Annotated in this window: 18 protein-coding genes and 1 pseudogene; 17 read left to right on the top strand and 2 right to left on the bottom strand. The window is 56.6% G+C overall.

What is annotated here, in order from left to right:
• Positions 1 to 28 precede the first annotated feature (28 nt).
• The 16 genes and pseudogenes from AC13Q5_RS11585 (at position 29) to AC13Q5_RS11660 (ending at position 13,194) form a co-directional block, all read left to right on the top strand.
• Positions 29 to 568, top strand: a complete 540-nt coding sequence (locus tag AC13Q5_RS11585) for a hypothetical protein (protein WP_488501753.1) — start codon at positions 29 to 31, stop codon at positions 566 to 568.
• A gap of 2 nt (positions 569 to 570) precedes the next feature.
• Positions 571 to 1,239: a lytic transglycosylase domain-containing protein gene (locus AC13Q5_RS11590; protein WP_488502009.1), complete on the top strand. Its 669-nt coding sequence runs from the start codon at positions 571 to 573 to the stop codon at positions 1,237 to 1,239.
• Positions 1,236 to 1,538: pseudogene (locus AC13Q5_RS11595) on the top strand (TrbC/VirB2 family protein). Before AC13Q5_RS11590 ends, AC13Q5_RS11595 begins: the two are co-directional and overlap by 4 nt.
• Before the next feature lie 5 nt (positions 1,539 to 1,543).
• The gene (locus tag AC13Q5_RS11600; RefSeq protein WP_174176210.1) at positions 1,544 to 1,882 is read left to right on the top strand and encodes a VirB3 family type IV secretion system protein; all 339 of its coding nucleotides are present in this window, start codon (positions 1,544 to 1,546) and stop codon (positions 1,880 to 1,882) included.
• A complete protein-coding gene (locus AC13Q5_RS11605) occupies positions 1,875 to 4,244 on the top strand; it encodes a VirB4 family type IV secretion/conjugal transfer ATPase (RefSeq protein WP_488501754.1) in 2,370 nt (789 codons plus the stop codon). The genes AC13Q5_RS11600 and AC13Q5_RS11605 overlap by 8 nt, the downstream gene beginning before the upstream one ends.
• Positions 4,245 to 4,258: 14 nt before the next feature.
• A complete protein-coding gene (gene virB5, locus AC13Q5_RS11610) occupies positions 4,259 to 4,939 on the top strand; it encodes a P-type DNA transfer protein VirB5 (protein ID WP_349956707.1) in 681 nt (226 codons plus the stop codon).
• The gene (locus AC13Q5_RS11615) at positions 4,936 to 5,169 is read left to right on the top strand and encodes an EexN family lipoprotein (protein WP_113217523.1); all 234 of its coding nucleotides are present in this window, start codon (positions 4,936 to 4,938) and stop codon (positions 5,167 to 5,169) included. The genes virB5 and AC13Q5_RS11615 overlap by 4 nt, the downstream gene beginning before the upstream one ends.
• A gap of 3 nt (positions 5,170 to 5,172) precedes the next feature.
• Complete coding sequence (locus AC13Q5_RS11620; RefSeq protein ID WP_113222316.1) at positions 5,173 to 6,105, top strand: TrbL/VirB6 family protein; 933 nt, start codon at positions 5,173 to 5,175, stop codon at positions 6,103 to 6,105.
• 39 nt (positions 6,106 to 6,144) lie between these two features.
• The gene (locus AC13Q5_RS11625) at positions 6,145 to 6,432 is read left to right on the top strand and encodes a hypothetical protein (protein WP_113222317.1); all 288 of its coding nucleotides are present in this window, start codon (positions 6,145 to 6,147) and stop codon (positions 6,430 to 6,432) included.
• Complete coding sequence (locus tag AC13Q5_RS11630; protein WP_488501755.1) at positions 6,432 to 7,103, top strand: VirB8 family type IV secretion system protein; 672 nt, start codon at positions 6,432 to 6,434, stop codon at positions 7,101 to 7,103. Before AC13Q5_RS11625 ends, AC13Q5_RS11630 begins: the two co-directional genes overlap by 1 nt.
• Entirely contained in the window at positions 7,100 to 7,987 is an 888-nt protein-coding gene (gene virB9 / locus AC13Q5_RS11635) for a P-type conjugative transfer protein VirB9 (protein ID WP_488501756.1), read from the top strand. The genes AC13Q5_RS11630 and virB9 overlap by 4 nt, the downstream gene beginning before the upstream one ends.
• Positions 7,977 to 9,143 (top strand): type IV secretion system protein VirB10, encoded by a 1,167-nt coding sequence (gene virB10 / locus AC13Q5_RS11640; RefSeq protein WP_488501757.1) that lies wholly within the window; start codon positions 7,977 to 7,979, stop codon positions 9,141 to 9,143. Before virB9 ends, virB10 begins: the two co-directional genes overlap by 11 nt.
• 8 nt (positions 9,144 to 9,151) lie before the next feature.
• Positions 9,152 to 10,141: a P-type DNA transfer ATPase VirB11 gene (virB11, locus tag AC13Q5_RS11645; protein ID WP_488501758.1), complete on the top strand. Its 990-nt coding sequence runs from the start codon at positions 9,152 to 9,154 to the stop codon at positions 10,139 to 10,141.
• A 548-nt stretch (positions 10,142 to 10,689) separates the two neighbouring features.
• Entirely contained in the window at positions 10,690 to 12,264 is a 1,575-nt protein-coding gene (locus AC13Q5_RS11650; RefSeq protein ID WP_488501759.1) for a Fic family protein, read from the top strand.
• Between the two features lie 278 nt (positions 12,265 to 12,542).
• A complete protein-coding gene (locus AC13Q5_RS11655) occupies positions 12,543 to 12,794 on the top strand; it encodes a type II toxin-antitoxin system prevent-host-death family antitoxin (protein ID WP_106999503.1) in 252 nt (83 codons plus the stop codon).
• Positions 12,787 to 13,194, top strand: a complete 408-nt coding sequence (locus AC13Q5_RS11660) for a hypothetical protein (RefSeq protein ID WP_488501760.1) — start codon at positions 12,787 to 12,789, stop codon at positions 13,192 to 13,194. Before AC13Q5_RS11655 ends, AC13Q5_RS11660 begins: the two co-directional genes overlap by 8 nt.
• Before the next feature lie 431 nt (positions 13,195 to 13,625).
• On the opposite strand, the gene AC13Q5_RS11665 is transcribed toward AC13Q5_RS11660, so the two are convergent.
• Both AC13Q5_RS11665 and AC13Q5_RS11670 read right to left on the bottom strand, forming a co-directional pair.
• A complete protein-coding gene (locus AC13Q5_RS11665; RefSeq protein ID WP_488501761.1) occupies positions 13,626 to 14,039 on the bottom strand; it encodes a type II toxin-antitoxin system VapC family toxin in 414 nt (137 codons plus the stop codon).
• The gene (locus AC13Q5_RS11670) at positions 14,039 to 14,281 is read right to left on the bottom strand and encodes a type II toxin-antitoxin system VapB family antitoxin (protein WP_488501762.1); all 243 of its coding nucleotides are present in this window, start codon (positions 14,279 to 14,281) and stop codon (positions 14,039 to 14,041) included. Before AC13Q5_RS11670 ends, AC13Q5_RS11665 begins: the two co-directional genes overlap by 1 nt.
• 461 nt (positions 14,282 to 14,742) lie before the next feature.
• Here AC13Q5_RS11670 and AC13Q5_RS11675 point away from each other — a divergent pair, with 461 nt between their 5' ends.
• Positions 14,743 to 15,486, top strand: coding sequence for a DUF72 domain-containing protein (locus tag AC13Q5_RS11675; protein WP_488501763.1), 744 nt, complete (start codon positions 14,743 to 14,745; stop codon positions 15,484 to 15,486).
• Positions 15,487 to 15,540 lie beyond the last annotated feature (54 nt).

Here is a 15,540-nt window from a genome sequence, read left to right on the forward strand (position 1 = left end):
GATATCGCCACATCGAAGGATCATGCTGATGAAACGCCTTCTGGTTGGAACAATCTTCGCCATTGCCGGCTGCATCCCTTTATACCTCATTTCCGAGCGGCATGCGCGCGCCGATGATTGGGGATGTCAGGTTATCCTGTGTCTTTCCAATCCGGGTGGACCTACACAATATGCCGCCTGCCGTCCGCCGATCAGCAAGCTCTGGCAGGAGCTTGCCAAGGGGCATTCTTTTCCCACCTGCAGCGGTGTCGGCTTCCGGGCATCGCGTCCTGGTTACGAGCCCTATTTCTGCAATGACAGCTATCGCCTGACGACACGCTATGGCGAGCGCGGTCAACAGGAGATCTGCGTTTCGCTGACGCTTTCCAAGGTTGACGGCGGCTATTGCGCCTCCGGTCGTAATAGTGGCGCAAGAGACGATGGGCTGGTGATATCGGCGCGCTGGCAACGGGATGGCCGGCACATGCAATGCATGGGCTATCCGACGGCGCGGCCGAATATGCGATCCGAGCCCCATTATGTCGATGTGACCATCGATGGCGTTGGAAGCCAGCGAGTGTGGTACTGATCATGGCTGTCTCCTTCACCGATCTTGCCCAGACATGTGCGCCGGCGATTGCGATCGAAACGCTTGCAGCAGTGGTCAGTCTCGAAAGCCAGTTCCAGCCTTTCGATATTCGTGTGGGCGGAAGTTCATCTCTTCTTGAACAGCCGAAGAGCAAGGCGGAGGCGATCGAAACCGCAACGGCTCTGATGGCGGAGCATCTGGATGTCCAGCTAGGGCTTGGCGGCATTGGTATCGCCGAATTGCGCAAGTTTGATCTCAGTATCGCGGACGCCTTCGATCCATGCCTCAACCTCAAGGCGACGGCCACATTGCTCGATGGTTATTATCGTCTGGCCGAGCGCGCCGGCGCTGCACCGCAGCAGGCTGAGCGCGTGATGCTTCAATCCTACTACGGGCGCTCCGATCCTTCGGTCGGAAAGATGGCCCAATATGACGATCAGGTCCAACGCGAAGCCAAACGGCTTTCGAAGACGCTGTCCGCCATAGCGATAGGGCAGAGTGTCGAGAGGTCGACAGTTCCCGAATCCCAAGCCGGTGATCCGTCCTTGAACGGCAAGGAAGGACCTTTGCCCGAACGGTCGGTGAAACCACCGTCTTGGGATGTATTCCATCCAGCGCGGCAATCATCCGCGCTGGTCTTCCAAAATGATCACCCGGAGCAGTCTGAATGATGACCAGGATCAATATTCGTTCGTTTGGCGTCACCATTGCGATGGCAAGTGTCCTTTCGATCGCGATGATCGAGCCAGCCTTCGCGCAGAGCGCCGGCGGAATCTAGACGGTTCTTCAAAATATCGTCACCTTACTCACCGGCAACGTCGCCAAGCTCTTGGCAACGATCGCCGTCATCATCGTCGGTATCGCCTGGATGTTCGGTTACCTGGACCTTCGCAAGGCTGCCTATGTCGTGCTTGGTATCGGCATTCTATTTGGCGCCTCGCAGATCGTCAGCACGATTTCCGGGGGCTGAAGATGATGCTGGAGAAGGTTTCGCTTGAGGAAGATACCCTATTCTTGGCCTGCACCCGGCCAGCGATGATTGCCGGGGTGACGATGGAGGCCATGGGCGTCAACATTATATTGACGACGATCCTCTACATAATTGCCGGCTCGATTGCCTATGGGCTTGCCGGTGTTGTCTTTCATTTCATTTTCCGCTCGCTCGTCAAGCATGACCACAACATGTTCCGTATTCTGCTGGCCTGGATCGAAACGCGTGGTCGTTCGCGCAACGGCGCCTATTGGAGTGGTGCTTCGCTGACGCCGTTGAGGCTAGTGCGACACTATGACGAAAGGGACCTTGGTCATGCCTAATGTGTCCCGTCTCAAATTCCGTGAACTCGAGCCGGAAACGTTCATCCCCTATGTCCGGCACGTGGACGAAACCGTGATCGCACTCGATTCCAGGGCATTGCTAGCGATGATCGCTTTAGACGGCGTGTCGTTCGAGACAATCGATGCTATCGATCTGAACAGCCTGCAGCGCGATCTCAATACGCTCTACCGCAATATCGCGGATGAGCGTCTGGCAATCTGGACCCACCTCATCCGCCGGCGCGACAACACCTATCCCGACGGCGAGTTCGCCAATTCCTTCTCGGCAACGTTGAATGGCAAGTATCGGGCGCGGATGGTGGGCGAAGACTTGTTTCGCAACGATCTCTATCTCACCCTGCTCTGGCATCCGGGACGCGATCCGGCCGAACGGCTCGCAAATCTGCTGTCACGGCTTCGCAAGGCCCAACGAACCGCAGTCGAGCTCGATGAAGACAGTCTGAAGCATCTACGGGACAAGGTAACCGATGTCACGGCAGGACTGCGACGCTTCACGCCGCGCGTGCTGTCGCTTTACGATCAGAACGGCATCCTGTTTTCCGAACCGAGCGAGGTGCTGCATCAGTTGATCGGCGGCCGCCGAGAACCTATACCATTGACGGAAGGCAGGATCTCCTCGGCGATCTATTCCGATCGTGTAATCTTCGGGCGCGAGACAGTCGAGATCCGCGATGAAGGGACAAGCCGTTATGCAGGCATGTTCGGTTTCAAGGAATATCCGGCGAGAACCCGCGGCGGTATGCTGGACGGCATTCTGACGGCACCTTTCGAACTGATCCTCACTCAGTCCTTCACATTCAGGTCTAAAACCGATGCCCGCACCATCATGGGGCGCAAGCAGAACCAAATGGTGAGTGCGGTCGACAAGGCGGCCTCCCAGATTGAAGAGCTTGATGCGGCAATGGACGAGCTCGAATCGAACCGTTTCGTGCTCGGCGAGCACCACCTGACCCTCGGGGTATTCGCTTCATCTGTCAAAGACCTCGCTGACAATCTCGCCAAGGCGCGCTCGCATCTGACCAATGGCGGCGCTGTCGTGGCGCGCGAGGATCTGGGGCTCGAGGCTGCATGGTGGGCACAATTGCCTGGTAATTTTCGCTATCGGGCCCGTTCTGGTGCGGTCACCTCGCGGAATTTTGCAGCACTTTCTCCGTTTCATTCCTATCCTATGGGCAGGAAGGACGGCAACGAATGGGGGCCGGCCGTCGCCATGCTGAAGACGGCGTCGGGCTCGCCGTTCTATTTCAATTTCCACTATGGCGATCTCGGCAACACCTTCGTCTGCGGTCCGTCGGGTGCTGGTAAGACCGTACTTCTCAATTTCATGCTATCGCAACTCGAAAAGCATGACCCGCACATGGTCTTCTTCGACAAGGATCGTGGCGCCGACCTCTTCGTGCGGGCTGCCGGCGGTACCTATTTGCCGTTGAAGAACGGGCTGCCAACCGGATGTGCACCGCTGAAAGCCTTAGAGCTGACACCGGCGAACAAGATATTCCTGGCACGATTTATCGCCAAGCTAGCCGGTGCGACCGTGCGTGATTTTTCGGTCAGCGATGTCAGCGATATCGCGCTGGCGATCGATGGTCTTGCCGATCTGCCGAAAGAGCAGCGCACGATCGGCGCTTTGCGCACCTTTCTCAACAATACCGATCCGGAAGGGATCGCCGCACGCCTGCGTCGATGGGAAAGAGGCGGGCCGCTTGGTTGGGTCTTCGACAACGAGGCCGATGAAATCGGTATCGGTGCCAAATTTCTCGGCTACGACATGACCGATTTTCTCGACAATGAGGAAATCCGTAATCCCTTGATGGCTTATCTTTTCTATCGCGTCGAACAATTGATTGATGGCCGACGGATTATCATCGTCATCGACGAGTTCTGGAAGGCGCTGCAGGACGAGAGCTTTCTTGACCTTGCCCAGAACAAGCTCAAGACCATCCGCAAGCAGAATGGCTTGATGCTGTTTGCCACGCAAAGCCCGCGCGACGCCATTAACTCACAAATCGCGCATACGATCATCGAGCAGTGCCCAACACAGGTTTTCCTGCCGAATTCCCGCGGTAATCGAGACGACTATGTCGGTGGCTTCAAGCTCACCGAACGAGAATTCGAGTTGGTTGCCCGCGAGCTCTCCGCTGAAAGCCGGCGCTTCATTGTTAAACAGGGTCACAACAGTGTTGTCGCCGAACTCAATCTCAACGGTTTCGACGATGAGCTCGCAATCCTGTCGGGGCGAACGGCCAATATCGAACTCGCCGATGCGATCCGGTCTGAACTCCGAGACGATGGCGATGGCGAAGCATGGTTACAAATGTTCCAGCAAAGAAGGAGTGTGTGATGGTTCGATGCAGAATGTTTCGACAAACAGCGTTAGCGTTGCTCGTCTCAGCCCATGTCGTCGGCGCACAGGGTATCCCGGTGATCGACCAGACGGCGATTGCCAAGCAGATCGAAAGCATAACCCAGCTGAAATCGCAGCTCGATGCGCTGAACCAGCAACTCCAGCAGGCCCAGCAGCTCTACGGTTCGCTCAATAAGCTCACCAATATGGCTGACGTCGCCAGCCTGTTGAACGATCCGGCGATCCGCAAGGCATTGCCAGGGGACTTTTCTGCCGTCGAAAGCCTGCTCAAGGGCTCAGGTTCAGGCGCGATTGGCGATGCTGCCTCAAAGTTCTTGACCGACAATTCGACCTACAAAACGAGCGCCAATGACTTTTACGCTCAGGAACTGTCGCGTCTTCAGAACAAAAATGCCGGGCAGATGAGCCTCGGCCAGCAAATCTACGACGCTGCGACCAAGCGGATTGACGGGATTGATCAATTACGCCGGCAAATCTCTTCGGCAAGCGACGCCAAGGACATCGCCGATCTGCAGGCGCGGCTGCAAGCCGAAACGGCCTTTCTCCAGACCGATATGCTCAGGATGCAGGGGTTGCAGATGATGCAGCAGGCCGAGGTTCAGGTCGATGAGCAGCGCAGGGCCGAGGATTGGCGCAAGCGCATGGATACAATGGGAGCGGCCCTTCAATGAAGCTTCTTGTTCTCCTCATACTCGGTCTTTCTTTGTTCGGCTGCTCGAAGCAGCCCGAGCGTACCTATTCGGTCGACGAGCTGATGGCCAACCAGACGCTGCTGTCGGATCTCATCGCCAAATGCAAAAGCAATCCCGGCGAATTGCGAGCAACGCCGAATTGCGTGAATGCCGAGGCGGCCGATTGGAAATCCCGCCTGGAGCGCATGGGCAAAGCACTCGGAGGCTGAGGCATGTATCAGATCTTTGCCTTCGTCGATGGGCAGTTCAAGGCGCCGCTGGAGAACTTCATATCGTCAGGTACGTCGAATATTGCCAGCTGGGTCACCGGGCCATTGACGGCGGCTTTGACACTTTATGTCATCCTCTATGGCTTTCTGATCCTGCGTGGATCCGTCCACGAACCGATCATGGATTTCGCCTTTCGGGCAATGAAGCTTGCCATCATCCTGATGCTGGTCACGAATGCTCGCGAGTACCAGACTTATATCGGCAGCATCTTCTTCGACACATTGCCCAAGGAGATCTCGCAGGCGTTGAACTCCGGTACGATACCAAGTGCCTCGACCTTCGACAGCCTGCTGGATAAAGGCCAGAAATGCGCGAAAGAGATCTGGTCGCGCGCCTCATGGGGTGTCGATATCGTTACCGGTCTCGGTGGCATGCTGGTCATCCTAGCAAGCTTCGTGGTTGCCGCGATCGGTTATATCGTTTCGCTCTATGCCCGCCTGGCGCTGGCGATCGTGCTCGCTATCGGCCCGATTTTCGTAGCGCTCGCCATGTTCCGCTCGACACGCCGCTTCACCGAAGCCTGGATCGGGCAACTCGCCAACTTCGTGATCCTGCAGGTACTGGTTGTGGCGGTTGGCTCTCTGCTTATTACCTGCATCGATTCCACCTTCACAGTGATCGAGAGCTACAGCGATGTACTGATGCGACCCGTTGCGCTCGGCGCCATTTGCCTTGCCTCCCTCTACGTCTTTTACCAGCTTCCGGGCATCGCTTCGGCACTTGCCGCGGGCGGAGCTTCGCTCACTTACGGCTATGGCGCGGCACGCGACGCACATGAAGGCACGCTTGCCCGAGGCGCCACCTACATGGCGCGAGCGACTGGCCGGGGTGCACGTGCCGTTGGCCGCAGCTTTCGTTCGGAAAGAACCGACTGATGTGGAACTCCAAGCAAACAACAAGATGGCTGGTTCAGGATGATCCGAATATTCGTGCTTTTTTGTGTGGTATCAACGCTCGGCGGCTGCGCGTCACATTCCTATCCCCTACCCAAATGCGATGGCTATTCGCGCCGGCCGCTCAATCGCGCCATGTGGCAATGGGACGGCGATAGTCGGTCGACGCCGCAACCTCTTCACTCTCCACCGGCACAGTCCGGTGACAAGCCACCCGCCTATGTCGAGGAAAAGCCGGACATCGTTCCCGCCGCCTTTGCGCATTTTGATGTCGGCCACTCCTATCGCCCATGCGGAGGGCAGCGGTGATGGTAACGACGGACAGTCTCAAGGACTATTTCAATAAGGCTCGGCGCTTCGATCAGGACCGCATGATCCAGATGGAACGTTCGGCTCGGATTGCCTGGTTCGTAGCCACTGCGGCCGGCGTGCTTGCGGCAATTTCGATCGCCGCCATCGTAGGCTTGACACCGCTAAAGACGGTCGAACCTTTTGTCGTGAGAGTCGACAACTCCACCGGCATTGTCGATGTTGTTTCGGCACTCACGTCTTCTGCTGGAACCTACGACGAAGCGGTGACTAAATATTTCGCCGCCCGCTACGTTCGCGCCCGCGAGGGTTACGTCTGGAGCGAGGCGGAGGAGAATTTTCGCACGGTTTCGCTGCTCTCAACGGCGCCGGAACAGACCCGCTTTGCCGCAATTTATCGCGGTGGCAATCCGGATTCCCCGCAAAATATCTACGGCCGCGGCGCCACATCGCGGATCAACATCGTTTCCATCTCGCTGATCAACGCCAATGTGCTGTCTGTTCGCTATATGCGTACCATCACCCGCGGTGATGAGACCCATACGACCCATTGGGTGGCAACGCTTACCTTCTCCTATGTGAATGCTCCAATGTCCTCGACCGATCGGCTGATAAATCCGCTCGGCTTCGCCGTCAGCGACTATCGGTCCGATCCGGAGGCCATCAATTGAAACATCCGAAACATCATTGTTTGATTGCACTACTGCTGACTGCTAGCTTGCCATCGGCAGCCCTTGCGCTGGAAACGCCGCGCGGCGCATCCCAGGACAGTCGGGTTCGCTTCGTCGACTATCAGCCTTACAATATCACCAGGGTCGTGGGCTCGTTGCGTTCCTCCGTCCAGGTGGAGTTTGCCGCCGACGAGGAAATCGCCCACGTGGCGCTTGGTAACACGGTCGCCTGGGAAGTGGCGCCCGCCGGCAATATCCTCTTCCTGAAGGCGCGAGAGAACCAGCCGGTCACGAACATCTCCGTGGTCACGACACGTCGTGATGGTTCGACGCGTAGTTACCAGATGGAGTTGACGGTCCGTGACGGTCCGGTAGCCGCCGGCCAGGACACTTACTTCTATGTAAAATTTCGCTATCCGGCCGATGATGCGGAACGCCGTCGTCAGGAGGCGCTTGCGCGAACCCAGGCAGCACAAGCTGGACAAGCCGACACAGTGCTGGCTTTGCATGAGCAATATGGACCGCGCAACTGGCACTATTCCGCACAGGGATCAAAGGCTTTGCAACCGAACGCTGTTTATGACAACGGCAAGATCACGACTATCGCCTTCACCGGTAACCAGGAAATGCCGGCAATCTATATGGAAAACTCCGACGGCACCGAGAGCCTGGTACCTAAGTCGGTGGCCGGCGATCTCGTGCTCGTTCACGCGATCAGTCGCAAATTCATCCTGCGGCGGGGAGGAGACGTGCTCTGCATCTTCAACGAAGCCTACGATCCGACCGGCATCGATCCGAACACCAATACCACATCACCTTCGGTTGAGCGCGTCATGAAAGTACAAGCGAGAAGTGCTGCAAAAGGAGGAGCCGATGGCCGATGAGGCGGAAGACCGTATCCCAGGCGAGCGCGCCGAGACCGATGTCAATTCGCGAACCGAGGCCAGTCCATTCCTGAAGCGCGGTGCCGTCGTTTTAGCAATGGTCGCTTTTGTTGGGTTTTCGCTGTGGTCGATGCGTGACAGGCAAAAGACTGAGACGACAAAGCCCGACCATGTCGCTATTCGCCAGACGGCTGACTTTGAGCCGGCGAAGGAAGAGGTAAAGCCGGCGGCACCGCTTCCCGAGGTGTTGCTACCGACGCCTGCGCCAAAGGAGCAGGTCACACCTGCTGAGGACACTTTGTTGGACTCTGCCCGCCGTGCGCCGGTGATGGCCTATGGACAGCAGTCCTCATCGCAACGCCGCGACACAGCAGCTGCCATGTCGCAAGACGCTAGCTCCAATTATCTCCCTGTTCCAGGCAGCCTTGGAGGCGTCCAACCTGAAACCGAGGATCAGCGCTTCAACAGGATGTTGACGCCGACCCATCTGGAAGGATCACGCGCCGGCACGCTCGGCAATCGCGACTTCATCGTGACGATGGGAACTTCGATTCCCTGTGTGCTGGAAACGGCGCTCGCCTCCGATCAGCCGGGCTTCGCCAGCTGCGTCATCAACCGCGATGTGCTTTCCGACAACGGCCGCGTCGTTCTGATGGAGAAAGGAACTCAGATCGTCGGAGAATATCGAGGCGGCTTAAACCGCGGCCAGAAGCGTCTGTTCGTGCTTTGGAACCGGGCAAAGACGCCAAGAGGTGTGATTATTACACTCGCCTCGCCCGCAACCGACGCACTCGGGCGGGCGGGCATGGATGGCTATGTCGATACACATTGGTGGGAGCGCTTCGGTAGCGCCATCCTGCTCTCTATCGTCGGCGACGCGACGACCTATGCCGGCAGCCGGCTGCAGGATAGTGACGTTCAAGCGCAGAATACGACGACGGCTGGCCAGCAGGCAGCAACGATCGCCGTCGAGCAATCTATCAATATTGTGCCGACATTGACGAAGCATCAGGGCGAACTCGTCTCGATTTTTGTCGCCCGCGATCTCGATTTTTCCGACGTCTATAGCCTGCGTGTCACCGAACCCCGCAACAGGATCCTCGATCGGGCGGTATTGGGGGACTTCATGCTCCGATCGACGCTCGTGACGAAGTAGGGCGCAAGATGGCGGAAGCTTCAGATGCTGGTGTCGTACGTGAATTGCTTTTGCCACTGTCTCGCTTCCTGAAGGATAAATCTCTCTATGAGATTGTCGTCAACCGCCCAGGTGAAGTCCTGACTGAGGGGGCGGAGGGATGGCGGCACCACGCATTGCCGGATCTTAGCTTTGAGAAGCTCATGCGTCTGGCCCGGGCCATTGCAAGCTATTCGAACCAGGCAATCGACGAGGCCCGGCCGATCTTATCGGCCTCCTTGCCGGATGAAGAGCGGATTCAGATCGTTGTTCCGCCGGCAACGAGAAAGGGCACGGTCAGCATCACGATCCGAAAGCCGCCGTCGGTGACGCTGACGTTGGTTGATCTCGAAAGGGGGGGATTATTTTCCAATGTCTCCTCGCCGAACCGTGATGTCGAATCCTCGGATACGAGGTTGGACAAGATCCTTAAGGCAGGCAATTACGCGACGTTTTTACGTGCGGCGGTTCTTGCGCGCAAAAACATTATCATCTCAGGCGCGACCGGATCCGGCAAGACAACCCTGTCGAAGGCATTGATCCGGCATATCCCGGAGCATGAGCGGATAATCTCGATCGAGGATACGCCGGAGCTGGTGATCACGCAGCCTAATCACGTCAGGCTTTTCTATTCGAAAGGAGAACAGGGGCTGGCGAAAATCAGTGCAAAAGATCTGCTCGAATCGTGCCTCAGGATGCGACCCGATCGCATTCTTCTACAGGAGCTGCGCGACGGCTCGGCCTTCTACTACATCCGTAATGTCAATTCAGGACACCCTGGGTCGATCACAACGGTGCATGCCGATTCTGCGGTGCTAGCATTTGAGCAACTGACGTTGCTCGTAAAAGAGTCGGAAGGAGGTCGTGACCTTGAGCGTGGCGATGTTCGTAGTTTGCTGAAGGTCGCGATCGATATCATTGTCCAGTGCAAGCGGATCGATGGGCAGTTTCGGGTGAGCGAGATTTATTTTAAGCCGTGATCGGGGCGGCCCCATTCCGTTTCGCCGTCATGCAATCCTCGGCTTCGGGCGAACGGCCTCGTTCATCGGAAAACTGGGCCGGAAAATGGCTGATGTGCATGCGAAATTCGGGGTACGTGAGCGCTCTCCAGGGCCGCATGCCATCTTTCGTCGCACGGCCTCGTAGTTGCCCGCGGATTATGCGACGAAAATAGAGAGCATTGACAAATACTTGAACTTCGCAGTGGCGAGCCGGTTGGTCGCAGCAGCATCAACTTGGCAATGACTCTCTTAGTGCGTTGTTGAGCGAAAAGCCGAGGTCGTCAGTCGCTGAGGATTCTAATTGGTTTTCTATATCGACCTCAGTTACTAATCGATTTTCGATGCGAAACTTGCGGTTTCGATGAGGCTCATATCCGGTATAATCAATTTTCGATATGATTGTTCGAATCTAAGCGTTTTTCGATAAGGATAATTGATTTCCGATGTAAGCGATTTTCGATATTATGCCTCGAAAATAATCATCCTTCGATGATGTAACTTGTTTTTCGATGAGGAAGGAAGTCGGCATGACAGCCAATCCCGCAAATCCGGCGGTCTTCCAAGAGCGTATCGTGCCAACGGATACGGTTCCCGTTGGGTATGCAGCTCTCATCCAGAAATACGGGATTGCAGCCCCCGTTCGTCGCCCCTCGTGCGTCGCGAAGGGCTTCGTCTATGGCTCGAGGAGAGCACATGAAGATTGGACGATCTTCGACAAGCGCTTCGCTCCAGAGGACAGCTTGCTTGGACATCTGTCTTTCGCACTGAGGCACGAGACGATCGATCTGTTGATCCTAAAAAAGCTATTTCACATCGCCCCGGCAAGTGAGATCGCAGCGCTGATCGAAGCCGAACCGACGAGCAGCATGACGCGTCGGATCTGGTTCTTCTATGAATGGTTGACCGGTACACGCCTTGACATTCCGGACGCCGAACGGGGGAACTATGTTGAAGCGCTTGACACCGCGAGCTACTTTACATCGACTCCTATGAATTCATCTCGCCACCGCGTGCGAGACAATCTTCTCGGCACACCCACATTCTGCCCCGTATTAAGGCGCACCGAATATCTCGTCGACACGGTCGCCCACCGCTGGGATGCTGAAGCCAAAGAGCTCATCAGAAAGATCGGGAAGGGGATCGTTACGCGCGCGGCAAGCTTTTTGCTCCTGTCGGATAGCCAGGCATCCTACCAGATCGAAGGCGAACGCCCACCGCGAAGCCGCCTCGAGCGTTGGATGAGGGCTGTTGCCCAAGCGGGAAAGCGGCCGATCACAGTGGACGAACTCGTGCGCCTCCAGCATATTGTCATCGAGGAGAACCGGTTCATCAAGCGCGGGCTGCGAGACGCCGGCGGCTTTATTGGCGATCGCGACTGGAACGACGATCCTCTCCCCGAATTCGTTTCAGCTCGGCACGAAGACATTACCGATCTTCTCGCAGGGATCATAGCCGCAGGAAGCAGGATGGCGGAGAGTGGGATCGATGCCGTACTTCAAGCCTCGGTCATGGCCTTCGCCTTCGTCTTCGTCCATCCCTTCGAAGACGGAAACGGTCGCCTGCATCGGTATCTCATACACCATGTTCTGTCTGAGCGCGGATATACGCCCGCCGGCATGATCTTTCCCATTTCTTCCGTACTTCTTGAACGCCAGGAGGAGTATGGCGCGCGCCTGCGCGGTTACACCGGACCGCTGTTGCCCTTTATCGAATGGGTGCCGACACCGGAGAAAAACGTGCGTGTCGTCAACGACACCGCCGATCTCTATAGGTTCGGGGATTACACGGAGTTGACGGAATTTCTCTATGCTTGCGTCATACAGACGATCAGGCATGATCTGCCAAATGAGATCGATCACCTCGCGCGCTTCGATGAAGCGAAGGGACGCATTCAGGATTTCCTTGAGATGCCGGACGCGATGATCTCAAGTCTCATCAATTTCATCCGTCAGAACGAGGGTGCGCTTTCCAAGAAGCGGCGCAGTCGTGAATTCGAAAAGATGACGGACGAGGAGGTAAAGTCAGCGGAAGCTGTGGTTCGCGACGCCTTCGACATCCGCCTATCGAATGAGGATGGCGCGCCCAACGGCCCGCTCGGCTAGGCTCAGCCTTTTCAGCAGGGCCAACACGTCGATCGACGGTTCAGGCGGTAAGGGGGGGCGGCACAGCGCCACTATCTTCTCGCCATCCAAGACCCGCGCAACAAATTTGAGACGCTCGTCCATACGGTTGCACTCCTGCCAAGCCTTCGCTCTCCTCGCAAAGGCAAAAAGTGTAACCCATGTCTCCGGTATGAACTGTCACCCTTCTCTCGGGTGCTTTGCGACTTGTCGAAAACAGCTAATCCATCTATTTTAGCTGAATAGCAAGGAGATCAGATATGGCCAGCTTTTCCTTAACCGATCTTGGAAACCGTTCCGGTGAGGTCGTTGAAGCAGCGTTTCGCGGTCCGGTCGATATTACCAAGCGCGGTAAGCGCAAATTCGTGCTGCTCACGGCCGAACAATTTGATCGTCTGACCGCCAGCACCGCTCAGCGGGCGCAGCGGGTTGAGGATCTCGTCGGCGCCGAGCGTGACGAAATCCTGGCTGGCCTCGACGCGGTCGCGCGCGATGGCAGTCGTGATGACTGATAACCGGCACGGGGACATCATCCTTTACTCCTATCTCTGGGCCCGTCAACATGAGCGTGGGGAAGAAAGCGGCCGCAAGGCTCGGCCGACCTGCGTGATGCTGATCCTCGCCAGTAGGGATGGAAAGCCGAAACCACTGCTGTTCCCGATTACCAGCCAGCCGCCTACGGCCGGCGCTCACGCCGTCCAAATACCCGAAACGGAAGCCCGACGTGCGAAGCTCTACACCCCCGCCTGGGTCATTGTCGACGAGTTCAACACCGATGACTTAGCCACGTCTTGGGCGATCGAGGATCCGAAGCCTCTTGGGCAGTTTTCTCGCAAATTCATGTCGCGCATCGCGGCTGAGGCCGCGGCCGCAATCCGAGCCGGGTCGGCACGAGGCGTTCCGCGGCGCTAGTAGCCTGTGCTTTCGGGAAAAGTTACAAACAATTCTTGACCATGTTTTGTATAAGGGCTCACCGGTGGAAGGTCCTTCTGAAGACCATCTCAGTAGACGGTCGGCAGTTGAAGAGGAGCCATATCGCTGGCTTGGCTGATAGCAGCCAATCTGCCTACGGCAGCAAATCACTCATTTCAGCCCGACTAAGCTATTCGCTCGCCTATGAATGTTCCTTAGACGGAATTTTGCAATATCAGGGTCGCGAGTTCTGATCTCTTCAGGAGCCACGTTCTCCGTCAAAAGCATGCCATTCAGTATTTCATAAAGACGGCTCAATATGAAAGGCTCCGACCCTTTCGGGCGTAGGTGTTGTAGCGAATGTTGGCGGCGCTGCGGCTCCCGGACACTTCCACTCGGTCTTGGTTGACCGGTTGCTCGATGGAAGCGGCTCAGCTCGCGTCGGGCAAAGCGCTCTTGAGATCTGTTTCTGTAAAATCATGACCTTTGAACAGGATCGGTATGTTGTGACTGTGCGCACAGGCATAGGATAGGCAGTCGGCGAAATTGAGTTGGGCTGGGTGACCCTTTCCTTTGCCGTATACGGCAAAAGCTTCCACTGCGCGCCGAGCGATCGCATCGGTGATTGGAACCACGGTAATTTTGGCCGCTTGAAGAAAGGCGTCGAACATCTCTTGGGCATCAAGGATCTCTAGCCCAAGAATACGCGCCAGGTTGATGGTTGCCTCAAGCCGAACATGCGCGCCGGTTTGTCGGCGTACGGCGCCGTCGACTGCGGCTAGGTATAAGTCGGCCTCCGGTTCTGCCGCAAGGATGGTGACGAATGCCGAGGTCTCGATGAACATCATTGGCCCCAGAGTGCGTCGCGTTCCTCTTTGGTCAAGGGCGCGGTCGGCGGGAGTTTTGCCTTGGCGAGCGCCCGGGCACGAATCTCTGCGACGTGCTGTTTCAAGGGCACAGCTTCGTCAGCCCGCTCAATCTCGTGCTGCAACGCAAGCTTGATAGCGGCGGTCAGGTTGGAGGCGCCACGTTTGCGCATGACGATTTCCGCTAGGGTGCGAACTTCCTGATCTCGGATACTGAGCATGTGACGGCCTTGTTGTCATGACAACCGCTGTATATACGTATGGACGAATTTTGTCCATACGAGGGACTGGATTCATATCTGTTTCTCGCCCTGTGCCCAATTCCAGCGCAAACGGACCCAGGCGCTCACACCATTCTGGTCGCGGGGTTCGATTCCCTTCACATCAACAGATTCCATTTTTGGGCTATGGGTTGTCGTTTTAAGCGAATGGAGTCGCAACCGAGCGAGGGACGATTGCTTTGCGCCCTCACATCGGCCGTTGATAGTGGAGCATCGTACAGCCTGACATAATCTGCTGGGTTCCAGATATCTCTTGTTTGGATTCCTGAGCAACGGTCAGCGCCGTAGCTAGGTCGAGGTATAACACTGCATTCTACCCTGACGTTGCCCAATGGCGGCCGGAACTTTGCCATTGGCTCCTCCGTTTCGTTCGAACGCCGAAAAGCTCGGAGGAAGTCGATTTGCCGATCATTGCCACTGCGGCTTGGTCCATTCCAAAAAAGGTGGCCGGCCGGTTTGCACAGGAGGGAAGTGGATTGACTCGATACGCTTCGGTTTTCGATGGCGTCGAGATCAATTCCACCTTTTACCGTTATCATAAAACATCAACTTTCGCACGCTGGGCCGAAACCGTTCCCGAGAACTTCCGGTTTGCGGTAAAGATCCCCAAAGAGATTACCCACACTCGAGCGATGAAAGGCATCGCCCAGCCGTTCCAAACATTTGTCGAGGAGATCGCGCCCCTTGGGGAAAAGCGCGGTCCGCTGCTCTGCCAGCTACCACCGTCGCTCGCGTTCGATGCCGATGTGTTCGAGACGACGTTTAAGGCGATGCGGAACGCCGATGAAGGACCGATTGTCCTTGAGGTAAGGCATAAGAGCTGGGTATCGGCCGAGGCATTGGATCTGATCAAAACCTTTGCGATAGACCGGGTGCTCGCCGATCCTGCGTCGGTGTGGCCGGCGGAGGATTTCGACACGGCGCCTCGATACGTTCGTCTGCACGGCAAACCAAAAATCTACTACTCGAGCTACACAGATGAGGAGATCGGATCGTTCTCGAAACTTTTGGCGCCGGACGGCTGGTGCGTGTTCGACAATACCGCTTCCGGAGCCGCAATCGAAAACGCGCTGGCGATGCAGGTTTTGCGATCTGCGCTGCCGCCCGCAGAATATTCAGATGCTTTGACCTGCGGTCGAAGCTAAAGTGTTCAAACCTTTGCGCATCACAATTGCAAATTGGGCGGCCGGATCGACGGT

The sequence above is a fragment of the Martinezella sp. CNPSo 3964 genome (assembly GCF_057784375.1).